General features: G+C 37.8%; 16 protein-coding genes. 9 read left to right on the top strand and 7 right to left on the bottom strand.

The annotated features are described in order from the left end of the window. Positions 1–68: 68 nt before the first annotated feature. Positions 69–1,253 (bottom strand): ABC transporter permease, encoded by a 1,185-nt coding sequence (locus tag C9J37_RS11330; RefSeq protein WP_107895433.1) that lies wholly within the window; start codon positions 1,251–1,253, stop codon positions 69–71. Beyond that, positions 1,237–1,986: an ABC transporter ATP-binding protein gene (locus C9J37_RS11325; protein ID WP_107895432.1), complete on the bottom strand. Its 750-nt coding sequence runs from the start codon at positions 1,984–1,986 to the stop codon at positions 1,237–1,239. Before C9J37_RS11325 ends, C9J37_RS11330 begins: the two co-directional genes overlap by 17 nt. Before the next feature lie 104 nt (positions 1,987–2,090). Between C9J37_RS11325 and C9J37_RS11320 the strand changes: the two genes are divergently transcribed. The 6 genes from C9J37_RS11320 (at position 2,091) to C9J37_RS11295 (ending at position 5,465) form a co-directional block, all read left to right on the top strand. Then, positions 2,091–2,504, top strand: coding sequence for an HIT family protein (locus tag C9J37_RS11320; protein ID WP_107895431.1), 414 nt, complete (start codon positions 2,091–2,093; stop codon positions 2,502–2,504). A gap of 179 nt (positions 2,505–2,683) precedes the next feature. Beyond that, positions 2,684–3,220: a tryptophan transporter gene (locus tag C9J37_RS11315; protein WP_107895430.1), complete on the top strand. Its 537-nt coding sequence runs from the start codon at positions 2,684–2,686 to the stop codon at positions 3,218–3,220. Between the two features lie 209 nt (positions 3,221–3,429). Continuing rightward, positions 3,430–3,825 (top strand): YtxH domain-containing protein, encoded by a 396-nt coding sequence (locus C9J37_RS11310; protein WP_107895429.1) that lies wholly within the window; start codon positions 3,430–3,432, stop codon positions 3,823–3,825. 156 nt (positions 3,826–3,981) lie between these two features. Next, complete coding sequence (locus tag C9J37_RS11305) at positions 3,982–4,542, top strand: HTH-type transcriptional regulator Hpr (RefSeq protein WP_107895428.1); 561 nt, start codon at positions 3,982–3,984, stop codon at positions 4,540–4,542. Positions 4,543–4,663: 121 nt separating this feature from the next. After that, complete coding sequence (locus C9J37_RS11300) at positions 4,664–5,209, top strand: DUF3267 domain-containing protein (protein WP_107895427.1); 546 nt, start codon at positions 4,664–4,666, stop codon at positions 5,207–5,209. 70 nt (positions 5,210–5,279) lie between these two features. Further along, the gene (locus tag C9J37_RS11295) at positions 5,280–5,465 is read left to right on the top strand and encodes a hypothetical protein (protein ID WP_010857338.1); all 186 of its coding nucleotides are present in this window, start codon (positions 5,280–5,282) and stop codon (positions 5,463–5,465) included. A gap of 181 nt (positions 5,466–5,646) precedes the next feature. Here C9J37_RS11295 and C9J37_RS11290 read toward each other — a convergent pair whose 3' ends face one another. Continuing rightward, the gene (locus C9J37_RS11290) at positions 5,647–5,754 is read right to left on the bottom strand and encodes a YjcZ family sporulation protein (RefSeq protein ID WP_080647610.1); all 108 of its coding nucleotides are present in this window, start codon (positions 5,752–5,754) and stop codon (positions 5,647–5,649) included. A 143-nt stretch (positions 5,755–5,897) separates the two neighbouring features. Here C9J37_RS11290 and C9J37_RS11285 point away from each other — a divergent pair, with 143 nt between their 5' ends. Further along, entirely contained in the window at positions 5,898–6,854 is a 957-nt protein-coding gene (locus tag C9J37_RS11285) for a peptidylprolyl isomerase (RefSeq protein ID WP_107895426.1), read from the top strand. A gap of 53 nt (positions 6,855–6,907) precedes the next feature. Here C9J37_RS11285 and yhaM read toward each other — a convergent pair whose 3' ends face one another. Genes yhaM through C9J37_RS11270 form a run of 3 tightly spaced genes read right to left on the bottom strand, consistent with a single transcriptional unit; the run spans position 6,908 to position 11,954 of the window. Continuing rightward, positions 6,908–7,846, bottom strand: a complete 939-nt coding sequence (gene yhaM, locus C9J37_RS11280) for a 3'-5' exoribonuclease YhaM (protein ID WP_069514654.1) — start codon at positions 7,844–7,846, stop codon at positions 6,908–6,910. Further along, a complete protein-coding gene (locus C9J37_RS11275; protein WP_235617091.1) occupies positions 7,843–10,743 on the bottom strand; it encodes an AAA family ATPase in 2,901 nt (966 codons plus the stop codon). The genes yhaM and C9J37_RS11275 overlap by 4 nt, the downstream gene beginning before the upstream one ends. Then, positions 10,740–11,954 carry a metallophosphoesterase family protein gene (locus C9J37_RS11270; protein WP_107895424.1) on the bottom strand — a complete coding sequence of 405 codons (1,215 nt, stop codon included), beginning with the start codon at positions 11,952–11,954 and terminating at the stop codon, positions 10,740–10,742. Before C9J37_RS11270 ends, C9J37_RS11275 begins: the two co-directional genes overlap by 4 nt. A 289-nt stretch (positions 11,955–12,243) precedes the next feature. On the opposite strand from C9J37_RS11270, the gene C9J37_RS11265 reads away from it, so the two are divergent. Further along, entirely contained in the window at positions 12,244–12,429 is a 186-nt protein-coding gene (locus tag C9J37_RS11265) for a YhzD family protein (protein ID WP_024362299.1), read from the top strand. Between the two features lie 252 nt (positions 12,430–12,681). Here the strand turns inward: C9J37_RS11265 and C9J37_RS11260 are convergent, their stop codons facing one another. Beyond that, positions 12,682–13,464, bottom strand: a complete 783-nt coding sequence (locus C9J37_RS11260; RefSeq protein WP_024362300.1) for an enoyl-CoA hydratase — start codon at positions 13,462–13,464, stop codon at positions 12,682–12,684. A gap of 139 nt (positions 13,465–13,603) precedes the next feature. On the opposite strand from C9J37_RS11260, the gene trhO reads away from it, so the two are divergent. Next, a complete protein-coding gene (gene trhO / locus C9J37_RS11255; RefSeq protein ID WP_107895423.1) occupies positions 13,604–14,560 on the top strand; it encodes an oxygen-dependent tRNA uridine(34) hydroxylase TrhO in 957 nt (318 codons plus the stop codon). Positions 14,561–14,635: the final 75 nt, after the last annotated feature.

The following is a 14,635-nucleotide window of genomic DNA, read 5'->3' as shown; positions in this document are numbered from 1 at the left end:
CTCATTTTACCTACGAAGATTCGGTAAAATGAGCTTTTTAACATTGCTCCTAACAAAACATCCTGTTTTTAAGACTTAGACATCTTGGCAGTCAATTCACTTACCACAAAGATGATGATGGGTGTCACATAAAACATCGGCTGTGTCACACCACAAAGACCGACAATTACAGCTTGGGCAATCATAGTCAGGCGCACTAGTTGCTGAACGGCAACTTTACGTGCATTTTCTGGCAATGGATAAAGCATGTCCATACGGAATTCTCCGCTAGCTATTAATGCTTGCTTTAGCTGAATCGTCGTCGCAAAGCTAAGTGCACCAGCCACACTCCATGTTACCAATGGTGTATTGACAAAGGCTGCAATTACGGCTGAGATAACCGTTAATCGAAGCCATAAATAAAAATGATCGTCTGTCCGAATAAACGTACGGAACACTAAATACTTTTGAGCATTGCCCTTTTGGTAGGGAATGAACTGATAAAACCAGTCAAGCCACGCTCTCCGTCGAATACTTCCATGTAGATGGGGTACATCTGTGAAATAATTTGCAAAACGGTAGAAACTCATCATGCGATTTTGTTCTAGTTTTACAAAATGTTCATATGGTACAGGCTCATTCGCACATTTTTTACGAAACACCCATACATAGACATATCCGATGACCGCCACAACGAGTGCTAACAGAAGCTGCATTTGAAGCCCCATATAAACGGTTACACCACATACGATAGCGCGTACTAATCGATCGACCCATACGTAGTGACCACGTTCACTATAACGATAACTAAATTCTCCCTGCACACTTACAAATTTCAAGGCGATGACAATGAAAAATATTGACCAAATATTTAAGGTTGTTAATTCTGTGACAGCTTTTATTAACGGAATACAAACGATATAAACAATTGCCACAATCCAAACTTGTGACCAAAACGTCCACGCTAGCGCCTTTTTAAAATACTGTGACATTTTTGATTCTAATGGCAATAAATATACTTGGTCTGGCTCGCGCAATAATGTTGTTGGGCGGCTAAATGCTAATAGTATACCGATTATTAAAGCAATGAGCCCTTCCGCCGGAAAATCTGTTTCTACGATTTTCAACCATTCACTATATTGATAGCCCCCGGCTCCAACAAGAAATACAAGTACAATCGCTATATGTCCAGTGAAAATAAACTGCATATATTTTTGTACTTCACTGATATAGTGCATGAAGCGCGAGGACCATACATCACGCATGTTCTTCATGGTCCCGCTCCTTCGTCATAGCAATATAGAGGTCATCTAACGTTGCATGAGGCATTGCAAATGCTTTACGTAAATCAGCCATCGTTCCTTGCGCTCGCACTCTTCCTTCATGCAATAAGATAATGCGGTCACAATGTTTTTCGGCCGTCGATAAAATGTGCGTGGACATTAAAATCGATGCCCCTTCCTTTTTCTTTGTATCCATTTGATCTAGCAATGATTGAATACCAAGCGGGTCGAGCCCAACAAACGGCTCATCTATAATATAGAGGCTTGGATTAACTAAAAAAGCACACATAATCATCACTTTCTGACGCATTCCTTTGGAGAAATGCGATGGAAACCAGTTTAAACGCTTTTCCATTCGAAATTCTTTTAACAACTGTTCAGAACGGGCCGCAAGTGTAGCCTCATCTATACCATAGGCCATTGCTGTTAATGCCAGATGTTCACGCAATGTTAACTCATCATATAAAACTGGTGTTTCAGGAATATATGAAAATGCTGTTCGATACTTGTCCGTGTTTTCTTTTAACGTTACGCCATTTAGACGAATGTCGCCTTCCTTTGGGAGCATTGTACCTATGATATGTTTAATGGTCGTACTTTTACCTGCACCATTTAAACCTATTAGCCCGACAAGTTCTCCTTTACCTATTGTAAATGACAAATCTTTAATCACAGGCTTTTTCGTATAACCACCTGTCACATGTTGCACTTCTAATACCGACATACCCTCACTCCTCTTCTAGTTATTATTTTATCAAAAATTAGCAAATGATTCAGTTATGAGTATGATAGAATAAACTTACATATTAAATAAGGGGGATTTTACGAATGAGCGATTGCCTATTTTGCAAAATCATTGATGGAACAATTCCAAGCACAAAAGTATATGAAGATGAACATGTCTATGCATTCACGGACATTGCACCTGTTGCAAAAGGTCATACTTTATTAATACCTAAACAGCACTGCCAAGACCTATTTGAAATGCCTGAAGATGTAGCGCGTAATTTATATGCGGTCGCACCAAAGCTAGCCAATGCCATTAAAGCAGCATTTAACCCAATTGGCATGAATACCATTAATAACAATGGTGCCGCAGCTGGACAAACTGTTTTCCACTACCACTTACATTTTATTCCGCGTTATGACGAAAAAGAAGGCTTAGGCTTAATTTGGCAAACACAAAAATATACGCCAGCTCAATTGACAGAAGTTGCCGACAGCATTAAAGCGAATCTTTAGTGCATTCTTTGGTGCCAGGCACGCAAACAATTTGCATACATGAGTGCTGGTTACAATTGGACATGGAACGCTATTGTCAAACGAACAATTTTAGCGTACAATCACTAATAAGTTTCGCTAACGGTCATGAGGACACGTTAGGAGACGACTAGATTAGCATAGTTGAGGAGAGATTAGAAATGAATACAAAAAATTTAGTGTTAATGGCACTCTTAGTTGGTGTCGGTGCTGCCCTTTATGTGGTCACACCAGGTATGGTTAATGGCATGAAACCTGACTTCATGTTAACAATGATGTTTATCGGTATTTTATTGTTCCCTACAATAAAAGAAACGTTTTTACTTTCCTTGTCAACAGGGGTACTATCAGGTTTGTTTACAACTTTCCCAGCAGGCTTTATCCCAAATATTATTGATAAAGCAGTTACTGGATTTGCGTTTTTAGCAATACTGATCATGCTGAAAAAAGTTGTTAGTCATTTTGCTGTATCAGCTATTTTAGTTGGGTTAGGTACCATTTTATCAGGTACAGTCTTTTTATCCGTTGCCCTTTTTGTGTTTAACGCAAACGTTGGCGCAACATTCACAATGTTATTTGTTGGTGTTGTCATACCAGCTGTTGCATTTAACGTTGTAGCCTTTGTGATTATCTATCCAATCGTTGCAAAATTAGTGAAACGCTCTAAATTCAACACAGCAATTTCACAAGCTTTATAACATCGCAGCAGCTATTGCTTGTTGCTACACTTTTTTAACGAACAATGAATACAGGTGCGAACGTAAGACGTTTTAAGCCTAAATATAAGGGAAGAAGCTAAAATGTGAAGCAAAATCACTCGTTTAGCTTCTTTTTTCTTTTTGAATCTATGGATTTCATGGTTTAATAGAGGAAAAGATAACAAATATAGAAATGAGGGTACTTAATTATGAAAGCAAGACCATTTTTACTCGGATTAACAACAGGCATTATTGGTGGTGCCATTGCGGTCCTTTTTTCAACACCTCAATCAGGTCAACAATTACGCACTACTTTACTGTCTAACACAGATAGTGCAAAAGAAAAGCTTCAAGATGTTAAATATCAAGTTAACAACGTGAAACAATCCGTTAGCACATTGACAAATGAAGCAAAAAATAATATACCACAAATAATAAATGATCTAAAACAGTCGATTACTACTTTCTCACAAGAAATCGAACCGACAAAGAATAATTTACAACAAGAAATAGAAGCATTACAGAATTCAATTAACGAAATCGAGAAAAACATTGCACAATTTACCGATAAAAAGAAAAAACCACAAGAAAAAGCGCAGGTATAAAGTTTTATATTCCGAAATAAAATCACATTTTTTTACCAAAAATAATCATCAAAATATTATTTTTTAACCACTTTTCAATTTTTTAATTTTTCTAACTTTAAACTTTTTTTCTTTATTGCTATAATAATTTTAAAATGTTAAAGAAAGCAGCAGGTGATGGCTTTGTCAGAGGAACTATACACACAAAAAGAAGCGATGCTTTACAGTCAAAGAATTGCACAGTTATCAAAGGCCTTATGGAAAGCAGTTGAAAAGGATTGGCAACAGTGGATTAAACCTTATGATTTAAACATTAACGAGCACCATATACTGTGGATTTCCTATCATTTAAAAGGGGCTTCCATTTCAGATGTAGCAAAATTTGGCGTAATGCACGTTTCAACCGCTTTTAACTTCTCTAAAAAACTAGAAGAACGTGGATTACTAAAGTTTTCGAAACGTGATGATGACAAACGTAATACTTATGTAGAGCTCACTGACACAGGGACAGACCTTATTATTGAAATGAATAGCAATTATCATAACACATATCATTCTGTACTTGAGGGCTCGTTAGCGTTAAAAGACTTATATGGTCGCTTCCCGGAATTTTTAGATGTGATGGCTGTTATTCGTAATATTTATGGTGAAGACTTTATCGATATTTTTGAACGCTCATTTCAACACTTCCGTGATTCCTTTGACACGTTAGAAGAACGTTCAACTGTAAAAGGATAAATGTATGTTAAAAAGGAGGCGTTTCAGAAACATTTCTGAAATACCTCCTTTCTCTTGCATTCTGTTAGAAATCAATTTACATTAAATAGGACCCTTCCCTATTATGGAGTTGATATTAAACATGCATTGCTGGAAAATTTTAAACCTCGAACATCATTATGGCAAGACACGTATCATCATGATGGCTGTAATCGTCTTTCTATCTGTCTTTTCAGTGTCCTATGTGACATTTAATTTATTCAATGATGAGTACTATACTGACCATTTATTCTGGTTATTCGTGGTTGCTGTACTTGCTCTTTACCCTATCCATAAATATATTCACTTTCTCGCATTATTTGACTTACGCCAGCATCTCAAATTACGTATCCGTACCCAGTTTTACGTTATTCCTGTACTACACATGCGTATCCGAGAGCCCTTATCAAAAACTAGATATATTTTTGCATTACTTGCACCCTTTATTGTGTTAAATACAAGTATCGTTATCGGTACATGGCTATTACCTGCCTATACACATTATGGAACATTACTTTTAGCGTATCATTGCAGTTTATGTTTAATTGATATTCTTTACGTGAAATATTTATTAAATTCACCTAAAGATGCCCAAATCGAAGAAACACCGAAGGGCTATGAAATTTTAGTACCACCTACGATTCATTGATTCGCTTGTACTTGTGTTTTATTGAAGTTTTTTGATATGCTAATAATACTGAAAGAGGGGAGGAATAGACTTGCTATTAATGATTGTAGTTCTATTCTCGGTATTCTATTTATTTCAAATTAACCGCATGACATACGCACTGTGCATGCGACGTGAAATTCCCGAAGAAAACCAACCAAAGATATTCCGAACTATCAATATACTTATTACAATTTTACTTGTATCATTTTATGTTGAAATTTTATTTGCAGTCTAATGAAGACGCATCCGCGCCCGTCCGCACGCGGGTCTTTATTTTTAAAACATTGAAACAGCTATTGGTTTTAAGTGACGCCAAAATTCTTTTGGCCTCGACCCAAGCGTGCGGTGCGAATGCCTAGATATTGCTAAGAAAAGCTAAGGAAAAACATATCCTTAGCTTTTCGGCTTTTTATTAATTAGTATAGGAACGCTGCACCAACAATAATTAATAAAATAAATAACACAACTAATAAAGCAAAGCCTGAGCCGTAGCCACCGCCACCACCGTATCCTCCGTTGCTCATAACTTCACCCCCTTTCTTTTCTATATCCTATGCGCTTTGAAATTTGAAATTTAGGCTATACTCAAGGGGGAACCATTTTGTTTTTAAAACGTTTATGTTATAGTAAAAAATGGACGAAACGAAAGTAAGGAGAGAATATCCATATGAAAAAGACTGTATTATCTTTAACATTAGCAGCCTCAATTTTAGCTCTTGGTGCTTGTAGTGGAGCTGATAAAGCGTTAGTTACATCTAAAGTAGGCGATATTTCAGTATCTGATTTTAACGACAAAGCAAAGACTTTAACAGGCTCTTATGTATTACAACAGATGGTGACAGAAAAAGTATTAGCCGACAAATATGAAGTGACTGATAAAGAAATCAAAGAACAATACGACGCAACGGCATCACAATTTGGTGATAGCTTTGCACAAGCGCTTGCTGAGAACGGCTTAACTGAACAAGGCTTTAAAGATTCTTTACGTGTACAACTGCTTCAAGATAAAGCTTTAAAAGACAAAGCAATTAAAGAAGAAGACGTAAAAAAATATTATGAACAAATGAAAACAGAATTAAATGGTCGTCATATTCTTGTAGCAGATGAAAAAACTGCGAAAGAAGCTATTGAAAAAATTAAAGGTGGCGCATCTTTTGCTGATGTTGCAAAAGAATACTCAACTGATACTGGTTCTGCAGCAAAAGGCGGCGAGCTAGGTTGGTTTACTGTTGGCTCTATGGTAGATGAGTTCAACGATGCTGCTTATGCACTTCCATTAAATACATTAAGTGAACCAGTTCAATCAAGCTACGGCTATCACGTAATTGAAATTACGGAAAAGCGCGATGTAAAAGGTGTTGGGTCATTTAAAGACGAAGAAGATAAAATTCGTACAACAATGATTAACAAATTAAAACAAACTGGTGAAGATCAAACATTGCTAAAAGACATTGTTGCAAAAATGGCAAAAGATGCAGACTTTAAAACTTCTGATAAAGAATTAAAAGATGCATTAAAATCATTTACAACAACATCTGAAGAACAAGCAAAAGCAGCTGAAGAAGCAGCTAAAAAAGCTGAAGAAAAAAGCAAAGATGAATCTACAGATAAAGAATCTAAATAATCTTGGCTTGTCGATAGAAAAAAGGGTTACGCTGATAAAGCGTAACCCTTTTTTTACTGAATACTTGGCTTGTAAAACGAACGATTATCGAGTGGGAATAGTCGCTCTGTAAATTCTCCAGGAGCTGTTTTACCCAATGCTCGTGTAAGCATATTCATTTTCGCGTCAATGTTATCAATATAATGTAAGATTTCTGCTTCTTGAATCATCGGTTTTTTCGGACTGCCCCATTCTTCTTTCCCGTGATGTGAAAGCACTAAATGTTGTAAAAGCATCACTTCTTCGCCTTCGATTCCAAGCTCACTTGCGATTTTAGCTATTTCATTGACCATAATGGTAATATGACCAAGTAAGTTCCCTTCCACTGTGTACATTGTTGCCACAGGTCCAGATAATTCAACAACTTTACCTATATCGTGTAAAATAATGCCCGCGTATAACAAATCACGATTTAACGTTGGATACAAATCAGCAATTGCTTTTCCTAGTCTCAGCATCGATACCATATGATCCAGCAAGCCAGAAGCATAATCATGATGGTTTTTTGTTGCTGCTGGATATACTAAAATAGCATCCTGGTGCTTTTTAATAGCTGCACGTGTAATACGAGAAATATTCGGATTTTTAATATCAAAGAAAAATTGTGTTAATTCTTCGTAAAGCTGTTCTTTTGGAGTAGCTGCAGAAGGAACTAAATCATTCACTGCAATTCCCTCCTCTGGTTTTGCCACACGAATCGTTTTAATACGTAATTGGTTTTTCCCGCGATAGTCGTGAATTTCTCCACCTACATGGACAATCGCCTCTGCATGATACATTTTTTCATGCTCTTCGTTTGTGTCCCATAGTTTCGCCTCAATATCTCCACTTTTATCTTGTAGTAATAGTGACATAAATGGCTTACCTACAGTGGTAACCCCTTTTGTCGACTGTTTAATTAATAAAAATTGATCAACTGATTCTCCTACTTGGAGCGTCGTAATACCTTTCATGTGGACGTCACTCCCCTTTCATTTGCTAGTGCTCCTAGATCGACAATTTGTTCTTTTTGCCAAAGATCGAGCATCCCTTCATGGCAAGTAAAATATAAAATTTGACGTTCATATCCTACTTCTTTCATTAATTGTACCATTTTGTTTGTACGGTTTCGATCAAAATGGACAAAAGGATCATCCATAATAAACGGGAATGGTGCTGAAGTTGCAAGGGTTTTCGCAAGTGCCATTCGCAGAGAAATATAAGCTTGCTCCTTTGTGGCTTGTGATAATTCTGCTACATGATAGCGTAAGCCAGAAACGGCTTGTGCTTCAAAATAGCCTTCTTCATGAATAAAGAGCTTATCGTAACGGCCAGCTGTTAAGGAATGGAAAATAGCATTTACTTGCGTAAGGACATGTGGCAATTTCTCCTCACGTAGGCGAAATAATGTTTCATGAATTGCGGTTGCCAACATTTTTTTACTAGCCCATTGTTCTATCAGTTGTTGCAATAGTGCTTTTTCTTGCTCAAATTGTTGCAGCAATAGTCCATATTTTTCATCGTTGAGCAATTGTTCTTTTTCAATCTGCAATGTAGCTCGCTCTTCTAGACATTGATCAATTGTCACTTGAAGGGCATTACGCTCTTCTTCTAATGCGTGTATTTTTTCATGAAGTTGTGCCCCATTTAGCAAACGCTCTTGCTGCTGTATTTCTAGAGAAGCTAACTGATTTTGAATTGTTTGTAATTGTGTCTGTAGCTTTTGTTGCTGCTGAAAGTGCTCAAACGTCTCATAAAAAGCGTGTTCTGAATTGACGTTTGCTCTAGTAAATAACTGAGCGATTTGCGATTCATAGTTTTGCAAAAGTGATTGTACCTCTTGCTTTTTTGATAGTAGATGGGCAACTTGTTCTGTTGTTTGCAACATTTGTTGTTGTGCCTGCTGAATCGCTAAATAGCTTGCACGCAGATGCATAAAAATTTCCTGCTCACTATATTCATTTTTTAAAACTTGCTGTACCGCTTCATAAAGCTCGTTTTTTTCATTTTGTATCGCATGCAAAAGCTTGAATGTGCTCCTTTGCTTTACGTCCATTTCCTGTACAGCGCGAATGCGCATAAACAACTCCGGCAATAAAGTCCTTGGCACATTTCCTTCTAAACGAAAACGCCGCAAAAAGTTTTCCAGCATTTGATTTGCTTCAGCGCTTGTTTGTTCAGCTTGTTGAATTTTATGTTCGAGCTGTGCATACTGGCGTTCTTTGTCGCGCTGTTGTTCATTAGCTACTATCCACCGATCTTCAAGACGCTGTTTTTTCGCAAGCAACTGTTGAACTAAGTGTTCTTCTTGCTCTAGTTCCTTTAGTAAGTGGCTATTACGCTCCAGCGGCTCTTCTTCCACTTGTTTAGCATGTTTTAAAAACAATAAGAATAATAGCCCTAAGATGGCTCCAATCACAATGACCGCCCAATTCTTTTCAACAACACCATAAACAACTGCCACAATACTTATAGCTAACACGAGATAAATAAAAAGTATCGGTTGCTTCGGTTTCGAGCGTTGTAACTGAACATGCCGTAATTGTTCCAAGCGCTTTTTTTTCTGGGGCCACTGTGCTAAAATATGTTCTTCCTCAGCAGTTAATGCCTCCTGCTGAAGCTGCTTTTTCTGTCCAGCAATGTTATCTAATTCCGCATGTATTTGCTCCAATGATTGTAAATAAAACTTTAACTCTTCTTCTGTTGCACTTAATACGGTCAATTGTCGTTGAAATTGTTCCTCTTGTTGTAAAGATACAGTACCCTCAAGAAGTATTGCTTGCGCTTCTTTTTCTTGCACACCTAATAAACGAAACTGGGCTTCGATGTCTTGCTGTAGGACAAATAGCTCGTCCTTTAAGTTCTGTTCTTTAACAACAAGCTGATTCCACGTTGCTTCCTTATGCATCAGCCTTGTCATTTCTTCAATGGCCTGTTCATCCGCGGTCAAATGTAGCTTACTTTGTAGAGCTTGATATTGGTCCTCTAGTTGCGTCAGTTGCAACGTTTCATGCGTTAATCGATCTTTTAACTGTTCATAGCGTCTAATTCCTTCTGGAGGGAATTGAACAGGTGCATTGCTATTCAGTGACTGCTGTAGTTTATCTTGCTGTTCAATAAGTGGCAGCGCTTGTTTCATGATAGTAAGTTGTTGCCATTCATGTTGCAATGTTTTTTGCTGGTTGTATAAATCCTTTAACTGGTGTTCGAGGTGCTGTAATTTGAGCGATTTAGCTTCAAAGGTATGAATGGTCGCCTGTTCTTTTTTAATCGTCTTTTCAAGCTGTTTTAAATGCTCAATCTTTTGATTAATAAGTGGCAACTTACCAGATTTTTTAAAAAGTTCGCCAGCATCTTTGTCTAATTTCTTTTCAAGTGCTGATAGTTGGTGAATACCGGTCGTTCCCGATGCGAGCAATAAATGCGTCAGTTCCTCCTCCGACATTTTTTCGATGCCTTGTAGTTCATGAATGGAAAATGAAAAAATAGCTTCGAATGATGCGCGTGAATAGCCATACAAAAGCTTCGCTAACAGTTCCTCATGCCCCTTTGTACCATCTTCTGTATAAACTGTGACATCGCCCGTTGCCTTTCCTTTTACACGTTCAATTGTACACTGACCATATATTGGGTGTTGAATGGTCAATTGACCGCCAAATTTCGGTGATGTCTTCGGCTCATATTTCCGCTGGCTTTGCTGCTTTGTTGGAAAACCAAAAAGCATCTGCAGTATAAATTGCTGGATTGTCGTTTTCCCAGCTTCATTCATACCGTAAAAAATGGTCACACCATCTTGGAGGGAGATGGTGATATTTTCATGTTTACCAAAGCCGTAAATGTGGATTTTCTGTATCGTTAACAAAGTTCTCACACCCTTTGAATTTCATCCGCTAATAACGCCTGCGCCTCAAGCTTCAAATGCTCAATTTCTCGTTCCGTTAAAGGTTCAACAAATCTCGCACCACTCGCATGTTGGTACAAATCCTTTAAAATATCCTTCCACTCCGTAATGTCCCATTGATCCATAACGCTTATTACCGATTTTGTTATAGCTGTCGATTCAGAAGAAGCTGTACTTTTGTGGATAAATAGTTTTTGCACCCACCCCATCGGTTCAATACCATCCTCTGCTTCCCGAATGGTTTCTAGCCATTCATCTATCGTGGCATGTTCAAATAATGTTTCAGCTTCATCATCTATATGGTGTAAGTGCAAGTCAATAACTGAGGCACCATATTCCATGCGATTGTTTGCGATAGCCTCCTCGCATTTTTGCAGTAACTCGTTGGCATGCATTACATTTGTACAATCCACTTCTACGACGTTATAAACAACAGCAGAAGTTGGTACAAATGTTAAATTAGCAGAGGTTTGTGACAAGGTTACATCGTAAAATCCTTTTATTCCTTGTTCATTACGATGGCGGCTTTGAATATTGCCTGGATAAACAATAGGTGGTTCTTTGTGTAATAACTGTCGTTTATGAATATGGCCAAGCGCCCAATAATGATAGCCTTTTGCAAGAAGTTGTTCTTTTTTAAATGGTGCATAAACTGCGTGCGTTGAATCACTGGCTTCACTGCCATGCAACATACCTATATGGATAGCATGCTGATCCTGCGCAACTGGATAATGATGGATCATTGCTTCTTTTACATGACGCTGACCATAGCTGAAGCCATAAATATTGACCTGCTGACCACGAATTTTTAATTGCACAACACTCGTATCTGCTGGTAATTCGTAGACATTGCTTGGCAAGGCAAAGCGTGTCCAAGAACCATGTAAATGATCGTGATTGCCATAGCTGACAATAACGGGGATGTTATGCTCAAAAAGTGTTTCCATTGCTGTTTGAAAACGTCTTTGTGCCTGTAAGCTACGATTTTCTCCATCATAAATATCCCCAACAATAAGCAAGAAATCTGGTCTTTCTTCGATTGCCCTATGAATAATTTTATCAAATGCTTCAAAGGTACTTGCTCTAATTTTCTTAAGATTATTGTCAGGTAATCCAAATAAGCCTTTAAAAGGACTATCTAAATGTAAATCTGCCATATGGAAAAAACGAATTGCGGACATCTAATCACCTCTATAAATAAATGGAATCTCATAATTAAGTCTAGATTTTAATTTTGTTTGTAGATTTGTGCCTATCTACAGAAAGGATGAATCAAAAGCGAATATTTGTTCTATTTTATCATACTTCCTACAATATGAGAAACGAATTCATGTAACAGCTCTTCTTGAGGTTGTACTAAATTTTCCACAATTTTCGTAAATTATCGAAATATTCGCTAGATATACCGTGAAGTTTATATTTCTTCTATGTATAATAGAGATATAATTTAGTAAAGGGTGGGGTTTGTGTATGAATAATTATCGTTTTACAGCTTTTGAGAAAACTGGAGAAACTTTGTATGATGAAACTTGGACATTTGAAAATGATGAAGCTGCAAAAGTAAACGGTCAACAGCAAATCGAAGAAAAGGGAGTTGCGGAAAAAACACATCGCCTTGTTAACTCTTCTGGAAAATTAATATTATTCCATGTTTAATCGATGACGCATGTCACATTGTAATTAGCTATATCTTTGAAAATAGGTAAGCCCCGCCACTTCGCTTTTTGTGGTCGAGCATCGAGCATTCTCTTTTGCATCATGCATGCAACGGAATCTCGTTGTCTCGCTACAGAAATGTTCGTGGCGGGGCTTACCTTGTATAGTCTATTGTTATCAAAACATCAATCGTACTTTTATCCAGCCTGTTCTTTGCTAAGCTGTGACCTATACCTCAATTACAAGAATGCCTTATTGTCCTACAAAGACAGGTGTTCTTTTTTCAACAAATGCATGAATACCTTCTAAATGATCTGCCGTTTTTCGCATAGCGGATTGCCCTTGTGCTTCCATCGCTAAAATGCTCTCTAATTGAGGCATATTCTGACTATGCAAAATTCTTTTTGTCATAATCATTGACGCAATTGGTGAAGCAAGCATCTTTCCTACTAACTGATCAGCCACTGCAAAAACCGACCCTTCAGGCGCAACATAATCAATTAAGCCTACACTATGTGCTTCCTCGGCTGTTAGCACTTTTCCTTCCCAAATCATTTGTTTTGCCTTTACAGTGCCAATTCTTTCCTTCATAAAGAAATGACCCCCACCATCTGGTATTAAGCCAATCCCGATAAAGTTCATTGCCAGCTTGCTATTTTCACAAGCAACGATAATATCTGCACCAAGTGTTAAACTAAATCCTAACCCCGCTGAAGCACCATGAACTGCAGCTATCACAATCATTGGTAGTTGGTAATAAGCCTTAACAATACGGGTTAAATAGCCCATTGCCTCATCAATATTTAACGGCTTATTAGGATCAAGCATTGCTTTAATATCCCCACCTGCAGAAAAAACTTTACCTTCCCCGCGAATAACCAAAACCTGTATTTCCTGTTCTTGCTGTAATGCTTCAAAGCACTCCGCTAATTCACGCATCATCACATCGTCCATTGCATTCATAGCTTGTGGTCGATTGAGCGTTAATGTTGCACGACGCTCTAATTTTTCTAATGTAATTGTTGAAAATTCCATGTCCCACACCCCCAAATATGAATAGTCATTCACTATGTACTATTCGTCTTTTTTTGGAAAACTCCTTCTGTTCTACGCAAAATAGCTGTTGTTATGCTATATTTAATGTCGAATAATGAAATTAAAGGTGGGTATTTTTGTGACACAAAAGGACTTTCGTGTATTACTTTATTATAAATATGTTGCTATCGAGGATCCTGTAGCATTTGCAGCAGAGCATTTAGCATTCTGTAAAGAACTTGGTTTACTCGGTCGTATTTTAGTAGGATTAGAGGGCATTAACGGGACAGTTTCTGGTACGGTTGAGCAAACGGAACGCTATATGAATCATATGAAGGCAGATCCTCGTTTTAAAGATATTATGTGGAAAATCGATGAAGCAGAAGGACATACCTTTAAAAAAATGCATGTACGTCCTCGTAAAGAGATTGTCCACCTAGGGCTAGAACAGGATATTAACCCATTAGAAATAACGGGCGAATATTTAACACCTAAGGAATTTATGACGCGTATGCAGGCAGATAATACCGTTATTATCGATGCACGAAATGATTATGAATTTGATTTAGGACATTTCCGCAATGCTGTGCGTCCAGAGATCGAAAACTTCCGTGATCTTCCTGCTTGGATGGAGGAACATAAAGAGGATTTTGTTGGTAAAGATATTTTAACTTATTGCACAGGCGGCATTCGCTGCGAAAAGTTCTCTGGTTGGTTAAAGCGTGAGGGCTACGGTGAAAGTGTCGGTCAATTACATGGCGGTATTGCCACGTATGCTAAAGACCCTGAAGTTCAGGGACAATTATGGGATGGACAGATGTTTGTTTTTGACCGCCGTCGCAGTGTGCCGATTAATCAGGTTGAGCATGTGATTGTTGGCAAAGACTATTTTACAGGAGAGCCAACAGAGCGTTATACAAATTGCGCGAATCCGGAATGTCATAAATTAATGCTATGCGAGGAAAAGCATGAGGCATTTTATATGCGCAGCTGTTCAGATGATTGCCGTCGCGCAAAACGTAATTTCTTTGTTGAAGAAAATGGCTGGACAAAAGAGCAAGTGGAAGAACAAATCGTAAAAATTGCACAAGTTTAACGTTAAATTGTTTGAGTGACTGGCACTGCGGGCACGTTGTAAGCCGCAAGCGACTTACATTTCGTGCTTCCCGCA

The organism is Lysinibacillus mangiferihumi (assembly GCF_003049665.1).
Lineage (GTDB): Bacteria > Bacillota > Bacilli > Bacillales_A > Planococcaceae > Lysinibacillus > Lysinibacillus mangiferihumi.
The sequence above is the reverse complement of the archived record's forward strand: the minus strand, read 5'-3'. Positions and strand labels throughout refer to the sequence as shown.

Bases quoted from the DNA above. Each gene is read 5' to 3' on its own strand.
- C9J37_RS11270 (WP_107895424.1), bottom strand. From the start codon at position 11,954: ATGTCCGCAATTCGTTTTTTCCATATGGCAGATTTACATTTAGATAGT.
- C9J37_RS11285 (WP_107895426.1), top strand. From the start codon at position 5,898: ATGAAAAAGACTGTATTATCTTTAACATTAGCAGCCTCAATTTTAGCT.
- C9J37_RS11305 (WP_107895428.1), top strand. From the start codon at position 3,982: ATGGCTTTGTCAGAGGAACTATACACACAAAAAGAAGCGATGCTTTAC.
- yhaM (WP_069514654.1), bottom strand. From the start codon at position 7,846: ATGAAAGGTATTACGACGCTCCAAGTAGGAGAATCAGTTGATCAATTT.
- C9J37_RS11260 (WP_024362300.1), bottom strand. From the start codon at position 13,464: ATGGAATTTTCAACAATTACATTAGAAAAATTAGAGCGTCGTGCAACA.
- C9J37_RS11310 (WP_107895429.1), top strand. From the start codon at position 3,430: ATGAAAGCAAGACCATTTTTACTCGGATTAACAACAGGCATTATTGGT.
- C9J37_RS11300 (WP_107895427.1), top strand. From the start codon at position 4,664: ATGCATTGCTGGAAAATTTTAAACCTCGAACATCATTATGGCAAGACA.
- C9J37_RS11320 (WP_107895431.1), top strand. From the start codon at position 2,091: ATGAGCGATTGCCTATTTTGCAAAATCATTGATGGAACAATTCCAAGC.
- C9J37_RS11330 (WP_107895433.1), bottom strand. From the start codon at position 1,253: ATGAAGAACATGCGTGATGTATGGTCCTCGCGCTTCATGCACTATATC.
- C9J37_RS11265 (WP_024362299.1), top strand. From the start codon at position 12,244: ATGAATAATTATCGTTTTACAGCTTTTGAGAAAACTGGAGAAACTTTG.
- C9J37_RS11325 (WP_107895432.1), bottom strand. From the start codon at position 1,986: ATGTCGGTATTAGAAGTGCAACATGTGACAGGTGGTTATACGAAAAAG.
- C9J37_RS11290 (WP_080647610.1), bottom strand. From the start codon at position 5,754: ATGAGCAACGGAGGATACGGTGGTGGCGGTGGCTACGGCTCAGGCTTT.
- C9J37_RS11315 (WP_107895430.1), top strand. From the start codon at position 2,684: ATGAATACAAAAAATTTAGTGTTAATGGCACTCTTAGTTGGTGTCGGT.